Annotated in this window: 15 protein-coding genes; 8 read left to right on the top strand and 7 right to left on the bottom strand. The window is 42.2% G+C overall.

Translation table 11 applies throughout. The features are described 5' to 3' along the window. Positions 1-51: 51 nt before the first annotated feature. Positions 52-1,605, bottom strand: a complete 1,554-nt coding sequence (locus M9899_06565; GenBank protein ID MCO5113820.1) for a SurA N-terminal domain-containing protein — start codon at positions 1,603-1,605, stop codon at positions 52-54. Positions 1,606-1,769: 164 nt separating this feature from the next. On the opposite strand from M9899_06565, the gene mreC reads away from it, so the two are divergent. The 6 genes from mreC (at position 1,770) to M9899_06535 (ending at position 7,727) form a co-directional block, all read left to right on the top strand. Then, positions 1,770-2,588 (top strand): rod shape-determining protein MreC, encoded by an 819-nt coding sequence (gene mreC, locus M9899_06560; protein ID MCO5113819.1) that lies wholly within the window; start codon positions 1,770-1,772, stop codon positions 2,586-2,588. Continuing rightward, positions 2,588-3,115 carry a hypothetical protein gene (locus M9899_06555; protein ID MCO5113818.1) on the top strand — a complete coding sequence of 176 codons (528 nt, stop codon included), beginning with the start codon at positions 2,588-2,590 and terminating at the stop codon, positions 3,113-3,115. Before mreC ends, M9899_06555 begins: the two co-directional genes overlap by 1 nt. Before the next feature lie 4 nt (positions 3,116-3,119). Then, complete coding sequence (gene mrdA / locus M9899_06550) at positions 3,120-5,093, top strand: penicillin-binding protein 2 (protein MCO5113817.1); 1,974 nt, start codon at positions 3,120-3,122, stop codon at positions 5,091-5,093. Then, positions 5,086-6,198 (top strand): rod shape-determining protein RodA, encoded by a 1,113-nt coding sequence (gene rodA / locus M9899_06545; protein ID MCO5113816.1) that lies wholly within the window; start codon positions 5,086-5,088, stop codon positions 6,196-6,198. Before mrdA ends, rodA begins: the two co-directional genes overlap by 8 nt. 220 nt (positions 6,199-6,418) lie before the next feature. Next, on the top strand, positions 6,419-6,739 hold the full coding sequence (gene trxA, locus M9899_06540) for a thioredoxin (protein MCO5113815.1): 321 nt from the start codon (positions 6,419-6,421) through the stop codon (positions 6,737-6,739). Between the two features lie 82 nt (positions 6,740-6,821). Further along, entirely contained in the window at positions 6,822-7,727 is a 906-nt protein-coding gene (locus M9899_06535; protein ID MCO5113814.1) for a DNA-protecting protein DprA, read from the top strand. Here M9899_06535 and M9899_06530 read toward each other — a convergent pair. Together M9899_06530 and M9899_06525 are read right to left on the bottom strand one after the other, a co-directional pair. Then, positions 7,656-8,864, bottom strand: coding sequence for an LptF/LptG family permease (locus M9899_06530; GenBank protein ID MCO5113813.1), 1,209 nt, complete (start codon positions 8,862-8,864; stop codon positions 7,656-7,658). The two genes, M9899_06535 and M9899_06530, sit on opposite strands and share 72 nt — an antisense overlap. After that, the gene (locus M9899_06525) at positions 8,861-10,099 is read right to left on the bottom strand and encodes a hypothetical protein (GenBank protein ID MCO5113812.1); all 1,239 of its coding nucleotides are present in this window, start codon (positions 10,097-10,099) and stop codon (positions 8,861-8,863) included. The genes M9899_06530 and M9899_06525 overlap by 4 nt, the downstream gene beginning before the upstream one ends. A 321-nt stretch (positions 10,100-10,420) precedes the next feature. Between M9899_06525 and M9899_06520 the strand changes: the two genes are divergently transcribed. Together M9899_06520 and M9899_06515 are read left to right on the top strand one after the other, a co-directional pair. Beyond that, positions 10,421-11,365, top strand: a complete 945-nt coding sequence (locus M9899_06520) for a ComEC/Rec2 family competence protein (GenBank protein ID MCO5113811.1) — start codon at positions 10,421-10,423, stop codon at positions 11,363-11,365. Further along, the gene (locus tag M9899_06515) at positions 11,355-12,095 is read left to right on the top strand and encodes a hypothetical protein (GenBank protein ID MCO5113810.1); all 741 of its coding nucleotides are present in this window, start codon (positions 11,355-11,357) and stop codon (positions 12,093-12,095) included. The genes M9899_06520 and M9899_06515 overlap by 11 nt, the downstream gene beginning before the upstream one ends. A gap of 8 nt (positions 12,096-12,103) precedes the next feature. On the opposite strand, the gene ald is transcribed toward M9899_06515, so the two are convergent. The 4 genes from ald to ruvA form a co-directional block, all read right to left on the bottom strand. After that, positions 12,104-13,216: an alanine dehydrogenase gene (ald, locus tag M9899_06510; protein ID MCO5113809.1), complete on the bottom strand. Its 1,113-nt coding sequence runs from the start codon at positions 13,214-13,216 to the stop codon at positions 12,104-12,106. Continuing rightward, complete coding sequence (gene lpxC / locus M9899_06505) at positions 13,213-14,121, bottom strand: UDP-3-O-acyl-N-acetylglucosamine deacetylase (protein ID MCO5113808.1); 909 nt, start codon at positions 14,119-14,121, stop codon at positions 13,213-13,215. The genes ald and lpxC overlap by 4 nt, the downstream gene beginning before the upstream one ends. A 90-nt stretch (positions 14,122-14,211) precedes the next feature. Then, the gene (ruvB, locus tag M9899_06500; protein MCO5113807.1) at positions 14,212-15,231 is read right to left on the bottom strand and encodes a Holliday junction branch migration DNA helicase RuvB; all 1,020 of its coding nucleotides are present in this window, start codon (positions 15,229-15,231) and stop codon (positions 14,212-14,214) included. Positions 15,232-15,282: 51 nt separating this feature from the next. Beyond that, positions 15,283-15,855: a Holliday junction branch migration protein RuvA gene (gene ruvA / locus M9899_06495; protein MCO5113806.1), complete on the bottom strand. Its 573-nt coding sequence runs from the start codon at positions 15,853-15,855 to the stop codon at positions 15,283-15,285. Positions 15,856-15,882 lie beyond the last annotated feature (27 nt).

Genomic DNA, 15,882 nt, shown 5'->3' with positions numbered 1-15,882 from the left:
TGGCGTGCGAAGTCTAAAAATTTAGAGGTTAAAACTTCTTAGGGGTTTTTATTAGTTTCTTTGTCTTTGTTCCATTTCTTCTTGAAGAGCTGGGTTCATGTCTACTTTGAAGTTTTTCATTTGGGCGTCTAACCATTGAACTAAAGCCACTGTGTCGCGCTTAGGCTCATTCATGTTTTGCATCATAGGAGAAGATACATTGCTTTTGTCTAATGTGACTTTACCGCGACGAAGTAAATATAATTTTTCGTCAAAAGGAATGAGTGACGGAAAGACCTCTTGGTCTTGAGTTAAAGACAAGACGCTGGAAACGATTCTTTCTGAAGTGCCAATTCCTGGGATGGCGTTCACATCTAAGCCCATAACTGGAGTGCTGATCCATTGTAGGTCATTGTCTTTAAGAACTGTTTCGATGTCTTGTATTTTTTTGTCTCTTAAAAGCCCTCGGATTTGGTCAAAAGTGGCCTGAGCTTTTGTGCTGGCCACTAGGTTTTTAGCTACGTCCAGTTTTACATCTTCAAATTGAGTCTTCTTAGCTACTTTTTTCTCTTCAATCAGAAGGCGCATCCAACCTGCATCAGTTCTAAAAGGACTTGAGATTTTTCCCACCTTCGTATTAAAGGCCACATCATCCCATTCAGGAATATAGGTCCCTCTTTCCACATAACCTAATTCGCCCCCTTGGGCCGCCGTGGGGTCATCTGAATGCTCTTTGGCCTTTTCGGCAAAGTTCTCAACTGTAAGAGTCTGTGAAATTTCATCCAATCTAGTTCTGGCGTCTGCAAAAGACTGCGGGCTGCCGTCCTCTGCTAGGATCAAAATCATCTTGGCCTTTACAGAATCTGGAACGGTGTAAAGATCTAAATTTTTAGAATAATGGTCTTTTGCTTTTTTAAGCTGACTGCTGTCCTGTAAAAACTGTGTAGCCTCTTCATCTGTCACGGTCATACGGGCTTTAAAGTCCTCTTCAGCCAAAGTCACATAGTCAAACTGAAAACGCAGGTCCTTCATCCCCTCAGTGACTCGGTCCTCAAGACTGTTCTTTTTAAAAGACTCTGCGAAGAGGTCTTGCACCAGCATATAACGCAAGTCTTTTCTAAAGCCTTTTTCAAAATCTTCAGCCGCCATACCCATGTTGGCCAGAAACGCGTAGTACCTGTCTCGTTGAAAGCGACCGTCTTCTTTTAAAAAATCTAGATCAATAATCGCCTTAGAGATCATACCATCTGGGATGATAAGCCCTTCTTTATCTTGAATGGACTCCATGATCTCTTTGTTGACCATGGCACTGATGGCCTGCTGCTGCATTTGTCTACGAATCATATTGATGACGTAATCATTACCAGAATTGAGCATCCCACCCATGCTTTGCTCTACCATTTGCATCTGTTGGCGATAAGTAGACACGGGAATGACTGAGGAGCCCACACGAATGGCGACACTGTTTCCATAAGACCCCCCACCCATCATGCCTGGATCCATAAAAATGAAGGCAAAAATGATCATGGCAAAGACCGCACCAAAGAAAAGCAGTGCAATTGGGTTCTTACGGTTTTTATCGGGTCGACGAAGCTTCTCAAAAATTCTTCTAAAGTTCTTAGACATGGTTTGGCCCTCTTGTGTTAAATCTCAAAATATTTTGCTACAGTTTTTGATTTTAGCAATTAAATTAAACTATAATATGAAAATCATAATTGCGCTTTGCAAAACGATATGGTGCCATAGACTAAGAACCATAATTTTACAGCAGGAAAAGGGGCAAAAAGAACTTGAACGGTAACTTTGATCTCAAACGCTTTTTTGGCTTTATGCTTATCGTAGTTGTACCTCTGGTGAGTTACAATGTTGAAGGAGGGCGCTGGCGCTCTTTGCATTTGCCCTTTGTCTACACCGCTCACGCTGTGCAAACAGGTTTTAACTGGGTCAGTGACCGCATTATCAGCAATACTGACGAATATCTGAATCTTCTTTACATCAAAAAACAGCAGGAGGAGCAAAAACGTCGTTTAGCCTTTATGAATGCCCGTGTGGCTCGCTACGAGGAAATACGCCTAGAAAATCAGCAACTCCGCAAACTGTTAGATTTAAAAAGCTCTTCGAGTCACAAATTGATTGCTGCTGAAATCATCAGTTTTGATGCTCTCCCTGACATGGAAAGCATTACGCTCAATAAAGGAGCCAATCAGGGGCTTGAACGGTATATGGGGCTCTTAAGTGAATCAGGGAATATCATTGGCTACGTCACCGAAGTTCTGCCTGAAACCAGCAACGCCCTTTTGATCACCGACCGTTATGCTGTGGTGGACGCCATGGTTCAACGCTCTCGTGTGCGTGGCTTACTGGAAGGCCGTAGTCCTACCTCTCTTCAGCTCAAAAACATCCGTCGTCCTGATGATGTCCTCAAAGGTGACCTCATTGTGACTAGTCCCTACAGCCAAATGCTGCCTAAAGGATTTCCGCTAGGAATCGTTGAAAGTTCTAAAAACGACGCCTTTAACATCAGCAAACGTGTCATCATACGCCCTCTAGAGGACCTCAATAAACTCGAGCGCGTTTTAGTCATTAAAAAGATTTCGGAGAAAGAATAATGCCTAAAAAGAATCTCAGATTGGTCCTTAACTTTTTCATGTTTGCCTTCTTCACTGCCATTTGCATTGGGGCTCAAACCATCTTGTGGCCTGCCATGAATTTACCTCAACCGCAATTGTGGGCTTTGCCCTTTGTCTTTGTGATCCTTTACCATTCCTTCTGGTACAGCTTGATCTTCACCTATGTGACCACCTTCATTTTAGCGGGTTTCACTTCCATTCCTATCGGACTGCTACTAGCCGCTTTAATCATGCTTTTTGTTTTTGTACAGTTCATCAAACAGCGTTTCTTCTGGCCTGAGTTTTCTTTCTTCTTTCTGGTCAGTCTCAGTGCTGCTCTACTTTTCCCAGCACTGCACTTTGTTCTGTCTTTTTCAAGCGAGGGACCACCGATCATCGTCCCTGAAATCGGCAAATGGTTGATTCAGCCTTTAATGTTAGCCGTAATGAGTTACCCACTTTACTTCCTCTCGCAAAAATTAGACCGCTGGAGTCGAACATCAGAGTTTCAAGGTTTAGGAGATTAAGCGCATGAGCGGTGAAGTCATATATGACTCAGAGAAACAGATTCACACCCTCTCTTCTCGTTTTGTGATCCTATACTTTTTCTTAGGACTTCTATTTTTTATTCTTCTAGCCCGTTTATGGCATTTGCAGATCATTCAAGGTGAACAACTTAGAAACGTTTCCGTGAAAAACCGTGTGAAACAAAAAAAAGTACTTGCCCCTCGTGGGTATATTTTGGACCGCGAAGGACGTGTACTTGTCGATAACACCATGGTGCTGCAACTGACTTTAAACCTGCAAAACCTTAAAGAAGAAGAACGTAATCTTATAGCAGAGAAGGTAGGCCCTATTCTAGGCATGACCTCAGCTCAAGTTCGAGAACAGATCCGCCGTAGCATTATTAAAAACGGAACGTTCTTCCCAGCGGTGATTGCTGATAATTTAAATTTTGATCAAACTTTAGCTCTTAAACTTTTACGTCTTGATCATCCCAGTTTAAACGTCGAAGAGTTCATCTTTCGCTCTTATCCTTTTGGTAACAGTGCCGCGCAAATGTTTGGATACATCTCACAAGTTTCTCGGGCTCAGCTTAATAATTCTGATGTGGCAGGCCGAGGTCTTAGCCCAGGGGACATGATAGGGAAAAAGGGACTGGAAAAAATTTGGGACCACGAAATTCGTGGGGAAGATGGTCTTACATACGTGCAAGTCGATGCTCACGGTCGCGTGACAGACATCGAAGAGACTGTGCTTGAAGGTTCTAACCTCGCTCCCATTCCACCTCAGTCAGGACACCATCTGCAATTGACTATTGACCAAGACATTCAAGAGATCGCCAACAAAGCCTTTCAACGTGAAGACCATATTGGACAAAGAATTGGGGCCCTAGTCGCTCTTAATAAACAGGGGGAAATTCTAGCTTGGGTCAGTGAACCTTCCTATGACTCGAACCAATTTTTATATGGAATATCCAGCAAAGATTGGAACGAGTTGATCATGCACCCTTTTAAGCCTCTTAGAAACAAAGTCATTCAGGATCACTTCTCTCCTGGTTCCACCTTCAAAGTCTTTGTGGCCTTAGCCGCTTTAGAAGAAGACATCATTAAACCTGACACTCTGATGGACTCTCCTGGCTTTTTTGTTTTGGGTCGTCGACGTTATCACAATCACACAAGACATGGTCATGGTCTGGTGAATGTCTCTACAGCTCTTGAAACCTCAAGTAACGTGTTCTTCTATAAACTGGCTGTGGGTTTAAACATCGACATCATGGCAAAGTTTGCTAGAGCTTTTGGTTTGGGGGTAAAAACCAATGTGGGGATAGACCACGAGACCCCAGGTCTTGTCCCCTCACGCGATTGGAAACTTAAAAACCGAGGCGAAGAATGGCAAAAAGGGGAAGATCTATCTCATGCCATTGGGCAAGGCTCTTTGGATGTGACTCCTTTACAAATGGCTTTAGCTTATTTGGCTATTGGTAATGAAGGGAAACTTTATAAACCTCTTTTAGTCAAAAAAGTTTTAGCCAGCAAAAACGTCAACCAAAGCTTACAAGAGTTCCACCCACTTATGCGTTACGATATGACTGAAGAAAATAATCCTTCAGGTTTAACTATCAAAAAAGAAAGTTTTCAAGCTGTCAAAAAAGGCCTATGGCGTGTGAACAATGGCGAACGTGGAACGGCTCGTTGGTGGAAGATTCCCCATGTAGATATGGCAGGTAAAACTGGAACCTCACAGGTCAGAAGCTTTAAGGCCGATGATATTTATTCAAAGTGTGAAGATCGAAAGATCGAAGATCGACATCATGGTTGGTACGTAGGATATGCTCCCGCAGATAATCCTGAAATTGCAGTGGCTGTCATCACTATGCACTCTTGTCATGGAAGTACGGGCTCGGCCCCTCTTGCAAGAGATGTGATGGAGGGCTACATGCGCAAATATCATCCTGATCTTTTTGTAACTGATAAAAAGAAAATAGGGATGCGCAATGATTAGCATTGGTGATAACCAAAGAATTCGTAAGTTTGATGTCAACTTTGCCATTGTCATCTTGGCCTTAAACATTATTGGGTTGATCAACCTTTACAGTGCCTCCCATGGGCTGGCTACTTCCAATATGAATCGTTTGTTTTGGCAACAGATTGTCTGGCTGCTAGCAGGGTGGGTGATCTTTTTTATTGTGACCTTTATCAACTATCAATTTATCAAACGTTGGGTGATGGTCATTTATGTGCTCAATATTGGGGCGCTTGTCGTAGTGGATTTATTTGGACGAACTGCCCTAGGGGCTCAGCGCTGGATAGACTTGGGCTTTTTTAAATATCAGCCTTCAGAAACCATGAAGCTCGCTCTAGTTTTACTTCTAGCCAAAATCTTCACCGCTCGTGTCAAAGAGGATGGCATGAGCTTAAAAGATCTTTTAATCCCCATGGTCTTTTTACTTATTCCTTTTGCTCTCACGGTCGCTCAGCCTGACCTTGGAACCTCACTGCTTTATGTGGCCATTGTGGGCACCATGCTTATTTTTGTAAAAGTCAAAAGGTCCATCATCATCACAGCCATCATTGGGACCATCATTGCGATCCCTGTAGCTTGGAAATATGGACTTAAAGAATATCAAAAAGGAAGAGTTCTAACCTTTCTATCACCAGGTCGTGACCCTCGTGGAGCAGGTTACAATTCGATTCAATCTAAAATCGCGGTGGGCAGTGGTAAAATTTTAGGAAAAGGATTTCGCAAGGGGACTCAGTCCCAACTGGAATTCCTGCCCGAACGACATACTGATTTTATCTTTAGTGTGTTAAGTGAAGAGCATGGGTTTGTGGGAAGTCTCACTACTATTGCCCTCTTTGCCATTCTTATTCTTTTGGGCTTACGGGTGGCCCAGACCACCTCGGACCCCTATGGGAGCATTGTCATCGTAGGCATACTTGCGATTTTATTTTGGCACTTTTTTATCAATATAGGGATGATCATGGGGTTATTGCCCATTGTGGGGGTGCCCTTGCCACTGCTTTCCTATGGGGGTTCATCTATGCTGACCACCATGGCCTCACTAGGAATCATCTCAAGCATCGCCTATAACCGAAGCTTCTTTTAATCCAAGGGTTTAGAAATTTAAGGCCTTTTTTAAAGCTGACCGATAAGTCATTAAGATAGCAAATCCTTTGGGCTATAGCTCTTATTAAATTTTACGGTCCCCTCGCTTAACATGACTGACCTTGCCTTTTAAGCAAACAGTCACAATATTAAGAGAACATACCTGCAACAAGTTAGACCTCTTGCTGCCGACTATAACGATTGAAAACAAGGAGATAAATATGTCAACCAAAGCCGTTACCGACGCTACATTTGAAACAGAAGTTTTAAAATCTAATGTTCCTGTCCTCGTAGATTTTTGGGCAGAGTGGTGTGGCCCTTGTCGTGCCTTGGCTCCTAAATTAGAAGAGCTTGCTTCCGAATGGAATGGTAAAGCTCAAGTGGTTAAAGTGAATATTGATGAGAACCGCGAAAGTGCTGTGAAGTTTGGCGTGCGCTCTATTCCCACAATGATTCTTTTCAAAAACGGCGAAGAGGTCGAGCAGATCATTGGCAATGTGGCCAAAGAAGATATTGCAAATAAAGTGGGCCCACACATTTAATCTGTATCGTGAATCGGACATGGGGTTTTAACATCTAAAACCCTTGTTTTTAAAAGGGCCTGCGCCTTGCTTGTAGGTTCTTATGAAATGGTCACACTTACATCTCTGCGCAGGGGTTGCTCTAGGTTTGCTCCCCAAATTATCCTTAGAAGAACTGCATGAAGTTCTTCAGACTTTAGAACACTCCCATCTATCTCCATCTTTAGCCTTAAGAATCGAAGACAAACTTACCAATGCCAGCACTTATCACACCATTGACGAGACACTACAGTCTTGGCAAGAAAGCTTCTTTGTACTGACTCCCTTCTCAGAACTTTATCCTCCCTCTTTTTTACATCTGACAACTCCCCCACCCTTACTGTTTGTTCAGGGACATCCCACTTGGGACACGCATTTTAATTTAGCTGTTGTAGGAAAACGTGATGCTCAAATCCACACTTTAAAATGGATGAACGAAGAGTTTCAAAAGTTTCTCACCTATGATGTAGGGCCTTTAAATATTGTCAGCGGAGGAGCTAGAGGAATAGACCAAAGGGCCCACAGCAGTGCCTTACTTTATAAAAAAGCCACCACTGTATTTTTACCTTCGGGGCATGATTGCATTTATCCCCAATCTCTATTGCCCCTTAAGGAATCTATTCTGGAAAACCAAGGTGCTCTAGTCAGTCACTACTTGCCTCAAACCCCCATGCGTAAACATAATTTTCATAGCCGCAACGAACTCATTGCGGCTATGGCTGACTTATGTGTGATTGTGGAAGCAGAAAAAAGAAGTGGCACCTATAAGACCGCACTCTATTGCCAAAACCTAAATACTCCCCTTGCTGTAGTCCCTTCGTTTCCTCTCGACACCAATTATTCGGGATCATTACAATTGATTTACGATGGCGCTATGATCGTTCGAGACCACAAGGACCTAAGTTTGCTTAAAAGTCTTCAACCGAAATCCACCATTGCGGTAGATCAAATATACAAAGGAAATGCCTAAAAATATCAGATTAGGAACAGCCATCATTAAAGCATTTTGCAGTTTATAACCTAAGGATTCAAAAATAAAATACACGATCCAATACATGATACCTAAGCCTAAACAGATTCCCAAACTTTCAGAACGTGACACTCTATTAAAAGTATGAAAACCAAAACTGAGTCCCATAACAATAAACACTAGGCAGGCTAAAGCGATTTGCACTCTCTTCGACCCTTCAAGAGCGAATTCATTCAGAAGCTCCTTATTATTTTTTAAACTCTTCTTGAGAGGCCCCACTTCAGGACTGTCTGCAGAAGTGTTTGCTAAATCTTCTGAAGTCTTTGCAACAAGAGCCGCGATCTCTTGGACGCGTGCTGGTAGCTCAGTACTGGTATAGGCTTTAGGAGAATCCGAACGCAATGAGGCCTCTTTGTTGGCAAAAGACAAATCATACTCTTTGTAATTCACAACGGCATGAGACTCTTGACGTGGACGAAAATGAATATTGCCATTAAGAAGTTTTAAAAACGAAGCCTGAGCCGCTTGCGTGTCTTCACTGTCCATCAGTTGACCGCTTTCAGAAAGGATCACAGCTCTCTTAGTATTGCGTTGATCTAAGATAAAAATCTTTTTAAAGGTCTCTTTACTTTTATGATCCATCTCTTGCAGATAAAACGTCACCCCACTGACATTAACAAAAACGCCTGGTTTTAAAGTGGTTTTTAAAGTTTCGGTCTGAACCTGTCTTGCTAGATCACGAGAAAGCTGAGTCCCTCTTGGGCCCACATCAGTGATGCTTAAAAGACTAAGATAAAAAACACCGCCACCTAAAATAAAGGCGGGAATCACAAGCTGTTTGTAACTGTAACCTAGTGCCGAAAAGGCCACCAGTTCTGAGTCTTGGCTTAAGCGACCATAGCCTAATAAAATAGCCGCTAGCAATGAAAGCGGAAAAATAATGGGAAAGGCTGAAACAATGAGATTCTTAAGAAGATTTAAAATGACACTGAGTTCCCCACCGCTCATCAATAAGATGTCAGTAAACCTAAAAGCCTGCACCATAAGTATGGTAAATAAAAACACAAAAAGACTTAGGATAAAGGGCGATAGAAGCTCTTTGAGTATATATATTTGAATTTTTAAATTCAGTTTCATCTATGAGTTTTATCACCTGGAATCATAAAATCTGCAAGAGACACCACGACACCCGTAGAAAAACTGGGTGTAGATTTAACCACTTTAACAATCCCCACAGGATTTTTAACATCCACATCAAAGAATAAGTTATTTCTTAAATGTCTCTCTTCATTGATGCGCACCACATCTCCCGTTTCCACTCCATCATTATAACCCTTAGACAAATACACCACTTGTCCAATATTATAGATATGGTGACCAAAGAGTGAGTTGCCTCTTAATATTGTGGCTGCGACCTCTTTAATATTAGCAATATTGAAATCCAAATCGTATCTAGAAATTTTTCCTGGCAATAATACAGCTCCACGTCCAACTAAGCCTGTGCTTGAAGTGACTTCAATTTCAAACACTCTGTCGTTAATCTTTCTGCGCACTACTGCTTCACCTAGGTTTTCATAGAGATAAGCCCCTGGGTATTTAATTCCTAAAGAGGTTTCAATGGTCCCTCGTCGCTCAGCTACAGTATAAACCTGACCCATCTCTAGGCCTTCACCGCGAGCTTCCACATATAGACGTCCATAGGTAGAACCCGTGTTGGACATGACATTGCGAAAGTTGCGCACAACACCTCTGACATCTAATGATCTATCAGACACAAAGGACTCTAAAAGAAAGTCCATCTCTGCGCGTCTTAAAGCGCTGTCGTCTCTTTCTATCGCCATAATTCCACCGTCTTTAGCCGCAGCCTTTGGCAACCAAGATGGGAATGACCCAGGAAGTTGCGAGATCACTGGCGGAAAACGCATAGGCTCAGGAATCTTAATCGTGTCTTCATCCACAGAGAAGGCAATCAGCTCCTTACGTGAACTTGCAGCATGATCCACTTCGTAACCCACGATAGGTGCGGCATTTCTTTTCGCAGCCCCAGAAATAAAATGTATTTGGTCTGTTTCATAAATCAAATGTGGGTTTTTAATATAAGGGTTTGTAGCCCACATTTTGGTCCAATAGCTTTCATTACCAAAAAGCACCGTGCTCAGCTCTGAAAGCGTATCCCCTTTTACAATTGAATAGGTACTTATGTTCTGTTGGCGGATGATGTTGGACCAATTCTCTACAGGCGTTGACCAGTAGTTGTTATAAGCTCTGGAAATTTCTTTTTCTTTTAGACCAAATTGTTTATGACGCTTCTGTGCATAAGCTGTTGATCCTACTAAGATTAAACTCACCAAAATGCCTGTATGTAACTTCATGTTGCAGCCTCTTAAAATAGTTTAAATGCTCACAGTTGCAAAATCAAAATAAGGGTCTAGTTTTACATTCACAAAGTTATCCACATTTTTTGGGGAAATACCCCATGCAAACTCCTTGTGCTGGACCTTGGTAGCGAAGTTCAGCGATTTGCATGATTTTTAACCATCAAGTAAATATATGAAAATATTAAAGTTTATTGTATTTTTAAGCTAAATTTTTATGCCCATTTAAGAATCTGTGATCGGCCTTCGGCCAATTTACACAAGGCTCAGCTCTAACTCCTTTAATATTAAGTACTTATTTTGAATATCAAGGCTTAAATGCCTAAAAAATCATCAACACCTTTCTGCCTAGCAATGCTTATTTTTTTAGCTTTGATTTTTCTAAATCTAGGTCAAAAAATCAGAGACTGGACAAGCCCTGCACAAAAAATTTGCATCAACTATTTTAAATCTCCTGCCCAGATCAATCAGGTGGCTCAAGCCCTTTTCTGTGGAGCCGCTTTTAAGGAATCTCACGCCCCAAATCTCCAATCCCAACTCACCCAAATGGGGGTGGTTCATATTCTTGTCGCCTCGGGTTCTAACGTCTACTTGGCACTTAAATATGTCAAAAGATGTTCGCCTTTAAAATTCAAAACAGGAACACAGTCCCTTGTTCTACTTTTTATGCTTTTGATGTCAGGCTTTGAAGCTCCTATTGTGAGGGCCACCCTACAGATTCTACTCCTTCCATGTTCTCAAAAATACTCTTTAGGGTGGACCCACTTCAGGAGAGTCAGTGCGGCTAATCTCATCTATCTTTTTATTTTCCCTTCAGATCTTTTTTCTCTGTCCTTTCAGCTGAGCGTTTTAGCCAGTTACAGCCTAGCCTACATTTCAGGTCTATCTTGGTGGACTCATGTTGTTATTTTTGGCGTCATGTCTCCACTCTTGTTACAGATGCAAGCTCAACAGACACAATTTATTCTGAATAATATGTTTTTAGCCCCTATTTTAAGTCCCTTACTCATGGGCTTAGCTCTTGTTGCCCTAGTCTTGCAACCCATAGCTCTGGCTTTTGATTTTGTGCTGACCTATTTGCAATCGAGTCTTCATTGGATTTTATTAGTGAGTCACCCCAACACTTTACCGCAATTAGATTTTTTAATGTACCAACCCTCACGTTGGCATATCCTTTCTTATTTTGTCTCTGCTGTACTGTGTTTTGAAGCTTGCGAATTTTTGCGCATGTATCATCGCAAAAAATATATTTATGGTCTTTAAAAATAAAGGGTTAAGAATAATATTTTTAACTTTGATCCCTATTCTGCGCCTGCAACGTAGCGGCGCACATCACTTCTTAAAAAATTTCTTTCTCATTTTGATTTATGTCTTGTGTTTTCAACCCCTACGCATAGGGCATGATGCCTTTGAGTATTACATCGTTTGGAATACAGGTTATGGTCAGTGGCACACCTTAATTCAGAATCACACGTGTTTGCATATAGACCTGGGTGGTGAGCGTTTACGGTTTGATCCAAAGCTCATGTCTCTGTGTCAGAGGTTTCCAAATCAAGTTTTTCTGACTCATCTAGATCGCCATCATTTAAATCTATCCTGGTTTTATAAAAAGTGGCTCAACCCTTCTTGTTCGTCGTTTTGGACAGAGTTTAAAAATAATAAAAATTTGGCTCATCTTCTGAAAAATCCGAGTTGTCCATTACATATTCAATCTTCGGTTTCTCTATATCAAAAGAAATTCTGGGTGGGAGGACATACTCTAGTCCCCCTAACACCTCATCACATTTTAACCTTAAGTCAGCACGGAGCCTTATCCTCTCAGACCTCTAAGCAAGCTTGGAAAAGACACACCACCACCGCTCACATGTTGATTGCGAGCAAACAGTTGCGACGTCATACATATAATACAAAAACTGATCTTTGGTTTAAAAAGCATGGGCGAAAGCTGGTGTACAGCCACAAGTGGGGACACCTCATCTTCCACCTTAACTGATTATGACTTTAAATAAGTTCTTTGTAAGGACGATACTCAAGTTCTAAATCTCTAGCAACAGGTTCATAAGTCACATGACCGTTGTAAACATTTAATCCTTTTAAAAGTAACGGATCTGAAGCCACAGCCTTTTCTACGCCCATCTCTGCGATTTTAGAACCGTATCTAAATGTGGCGTTAGTTAAAGCGTAAGTGGAAGTTCTTGCAACTACACCTGGCATATTAGGCACACAGTAATGAATTACGCCGCCCACTTGGAATGTAGGTTCTGTGTGTGAAGTGGGTTTGCAAGTTTCAATACATCCCCCTTGGTCCACAGCCACGTCCACCACAACGCTGCCTTCACTCATAGCCATGATCATGTCTTTGTTCACAAGTTTTGGAGCTTTACGACCAGGGATCAATACTCCACCGATCACAAGATCAGACTGCACCACCGCCTCTTCAATATTTTGCACGTTAGAATAAAGTGTTCTTAAACGTCCTTGGAAGACGTCATCTAAATACTCTAACCTTTTGTGGTTTACATCCAGAACCGTCACATCCGCACCAAGACCCACTGCCATTTTTGCAGCGTTAGTCCCAACAACACCTGCGCCTAAGATGGTGACCTTTCCTCTTTGCACTCCAGAAACTCCACCTAATAGAATTCCTTTGCCGCCTTTGTCTTTTTGTAAATAGAAGGCTCCAATTTGTGTCGCCATTCTTCCTGCCACGGCACTCATGGGTGTCAGTAAAGGCAGTGATCCATCCGCAGCTTCAATGGTTTCATACGCTACGGCTTTGACTTTTCTTTGACATAAAACTTTGGTCAATTGTGGTTCTGCAGCTAAATGCAAATAGGTATAAAGAATTTGATTCTCTTGCATCAAATCATATTCATCTGGAAGAGGTTCTTTCACTTTGATGATCATTTCAGCGCGCTTGTAGACTTCTGCTTTAGTTTCTACAATTTCAGCACCTGCTTTTTCGTACTCTTCATTTTTAATGAAACTTCCTAATCCTGCGTCTTTTTCTACAAGAACTGTGTGTCCTTCTAAAACTAGTTGTTTTACACCCGCTTCAGTTAGCCCTACGCGATTCTCGGAAATTTTAATCTCTTTTGGAACACCGATAATCATGCTTCCTCCTTGCCAAACATGGCTTGCCCTGAGTTATAGTCGTTTTCTGTCAATTGGCAAACCCTATAACTGTCTTCTTGTTGCAAAACAGCCTTCATCAGTTGATTCATCAGGTCATGCCCACAACGGTAAAGCACCATGTGCCCTAGCAGTGGATGCCCCAAGGTCATCATGTCCCCGATGGTGTCTAAAATCTTGTGTCTGACAAACTCATCAGGAAAACGTAAGCCTTCAGGGTTTAAAACCTTTTCCTCATCTAAAACCACCGCATTTTCTAGGCTGCCCCCCATGGCTAACCCTCGTGATCTTAAGGCTTCCACATCTTTCATAAAGCCAAAAGTTCGGGCATACATGATGTCCTCTTCAAAGGCCCTTGGACTCAATTCAAATTCAAAAAACTGTTTACCAATACTGGGGTGAGCAAAATCAATGGTGTTGGTCACCTTAAGCCCACTGTAGGGCAAAAGGTAAGCATGCTTTTCATCGTTGCCCACTTTCACTGGCTTTTCGATTTTAAAATAAAACTTAGGCTCTACATACTCATGTAAACCTGCTGCTTGCAGTTGTTTAAAAAAGGGAGCCGCACTGCCATCCATAATAGGCATCTCAGGTCCAAAGACCTCAATGTTTAAATTGTCTAAACCTAAAGCGGCAACGGCAGCCAGAGCATGCTCCACTGTAGACACTGAGGTCTTTTGCGTGAGTCCCAAGGTAGTGGCCATATCTGTGGCCATCACTTGTGCTGGAGTTAATTTAAATGTGGGATCACCCTCTAAATCTTTACGAATCAGATGGATGCCCGAGTTGGCAGGTGCAGGTGTAAAGAGAGCCGTAGCCTCTTTGCCTGAGTGCAAACCAATACCTTTAATTTCAACTGCTTTTCTAAGTGTTCTTTGAAATGACATAATGCTTAAAAAACCAGAAAATGCGACAAAAAGCAATGTTGTGTTAAAAAGCTGCGGCCTTTAAGCCACCTCTGCGTCAACACGCCCTGTTCACAGGTCCTTTTCATCTTCTGATCGATCTTCTATGTACTTGCGTCCCAAGTCGGTCAGCTCACGACCACGTGAACTTTTTTTAATAAAGCCCTCTTTGATCAAATAAGGTTCATAGACCTCTTCTAAGGTGTCGCGCTCTTCACTCAAAGCCGCAGCAAGTGTATCCACCCCGACAGGTCCACCTGCAAATTTGTGGGCTATGATCTCTAGATAACGACGATCCATTTTTTCTAAGCCCATCTCATCCACTTCCAAATGTTTTAAAGCAAAGTCAGCCAAGATCTCATCAATCACATCTTGCTTTTGCACTTCTGCGTAGTCTCGAATGCGTCTTAAAAAACGGTTAGCCACCCTAGGAGTCCCACGACTTCTTCTAGCCACCTCAAGGCTTCCCGCCTCGTTGATGGGGATATTGAGAAGATCCGATGAACGCTTTATGATCTGTTGTAAAGACATCAGATCATAAAATTGCAGTCTTTCATGAATGCCAAAGCGATCACGAAACGGCGCCTTTAAAAGCCCTGCGCGCGTTGTCGCCCCAATCAAAGTGAAAGGCACAAGTTGGAAGCGCATGCTTTGGGCCCCTAAACCTTCACCTGTCACCAGGTCAATAAAGTAATCTTCCATAGCGCTGTATAAATACTCTTCGACGTCTTTATTGAGACGATGAATCTCATCAATAAACAAAACTGAATTGGGAGCAAGGCTTGTCAAGATCGCAGCCAAATCCCCTTTGCGCGATAAAGCGGGAGCCGATGTGGATTTAAAAGCCACCCCCATTTCATTGGCAATGATCTGGGCCAAAGTGGTTTTACCCAGTCCTGGAGGGCCACTGAGCAGAATATGATCAATGGCTTCCTCTCGTTGTTTGGCGGCTTGAACAAAGATCTTAAGCTTTTCTTTTACAGTGTACTGCCCAGGGAAGTCCTCAAACTTTTGAGGCCTAAGAGCCTTATCCACACCCTGATCTGTGCTGGTTTTAAAGTGCCCCGATGTCCATTTCACTTCGTCTTGCATTTGAATACACCCTCTATGTTAAATCTTGGCATTCCACTTCTGGGACGCGTTTTACATCTGACTGAGTTGAGCCAAACTGTTTTTAAAGTTATCTTCAAAAGGTTGTTTTAAATCCAGTCCCATCACCACGTCATGCACATCCGATGCAGAAAAACCTAAATTCACCAGTGCAAGTTTTAATTTTTTGGCTACGGGATTTTCTAAAATGGCAGGCTCTTCTTTTTGGCGGCGCTGCTCCCAATCTAGCTCTCCTAGTTTTAATAGGATTTGTTCTGCCGTCTTTTTTCCTACTTTAGGTAAACGACTTAAAGCTTTGACGTCTTTACTTTCAATCATCGACTTGAACTGGTCAGAGTCGGCGGAGGATAAAATTCCCAAAGCCACTTTCGGACCAATGCCATTTACTTTTAATAAACTGCGAAACATATTCTCTTGGACTTTGGATTCAAAACCAAAAAGCTGAATCAGATCTTCTCTGACATGTGTAAAAATGCGAAGCTTGATCTTTTGCCCCACAGTGTACTGAGCCAATAAAGACAGAGGCACAAACACCTGATAGCCAATATCGTGGGTTTCAATGTGTAAGCTGTCTTCGTCGCGGTCAAAAACCAAACCCGAGAGCATAGAAATCAAGGCCTGCCTCCTTTTTAT

This window comes from Pseudobdellovibrionaceae bacterium (genome assembly GCA_023954155.1).
In the GTDB taxonomy this organism is placed as follows: domain Bacteria; phylum Bdellovibrionota; class Bdellovibrionia; order Bdellovibrionales; family UBA1609; genus JAMLIO01.
Note: the sequence above shows the minus strand (reverse complement) of the source record. Positions and strands in the feature narration are given on the sequence as shown.

Excerpts from the sequence above, each read along its gene's own strand:
- mrdA (MCO5113817.1), top strand. The coding sequence starts at position 3,120 with ATGAGCGGTGAAGTCATATATGACTCAGAGAAACAGATTCACACCCTC.
- M9899_06565 (MCO5113820.1), bottom strand. The coding sequence starts at position 1,605 with ATGTCTAAGAACTTTAGAAGAATTTTTGAGAAGCTTCGTCGACCCGAT.
- M9899_06530 (MCO5113813.1), bottom strand. The coding sequence starts at position 8,864 with ATGAAACTGAATTTAAAAATTCAAATATATATACTCAAAGAGCTTCTA.
- M9899_06535 (MCO5113814.1), top strand. The coding sequence starts at position 6,822 with ATGAAATGGTCACACTTACATCTCTGCGCAGGGGTTGCTCTAGGTTTG.
- trxA (MCO5113815.1), top strand. The coding sequence starts at position 6,419 with ATGTCAACCAAAGCCGTTACCGACGCTACATTTGAAACAGAAGTTTTA.
- M9899_06520 (MCO5113811.1), top strand. The coding sequence starts at position 10,421 with ATGCCTAAAAAATCATCAACACCTTTCTGCCTAGCAATGCTTATTTTT.
- lpxC (MCO5113808.1), bottom strand. The coding sequence starts at position 14,121 with ATGTCATTTCAAAGAACACTTAGAAAAGCAGTTGAAATTAAAGGTATT.
- rodA (MCO5113816.1), top strand. The coding sequence starts at position 5,086 with ATGATTAGCATTGGTGATAACCAAAGAATTCGTAAGTTTGATGTCAAC.
- M9899_06515 (MCO5113810.1), top strand. The coding sequence starts at position 11,355 with ATGGTCTTTAAAAATAAAGGGTTAAGAATAATATTTTTAACTTTGATC.
- ruvA (MCO5113806.1), bottom strand. The coding sequence starts at position 15,855 with ATGCTCTCGGGTTTGGTTTTTGACCGCGACGAAGACAGCTTACACATT.
- ruvB (MCO5113807.1), bottom strand. The coding sequence starts at position 15,231 with ATGCAAGACGAAGTGAAATGGACATCGGGGCACTTTAAAACCAGCACA.
- M9899_06555 (MCO5113818.1), top strand. The coding sequence starts at position 2,588 with ATGCCTAAAAAGAATCTCAGATTGGTCCTTAACTTTTTCATGTTTGCC.
- ald (MCO5113809.1), bottom strand. The coding sequence starts at position 13,216 with ATGATTATCGGTGTTCCAAAAGAGATTAAAATTTCCGAGAATCGCGTA.
- M9899_06525 (MCO5113812.1), bottom strand. The coding sequence starts at position 10,099 with ATGAAGTTACATACAGGCATTTTGGTGAGTTTAATCTTAGTAGGATCA.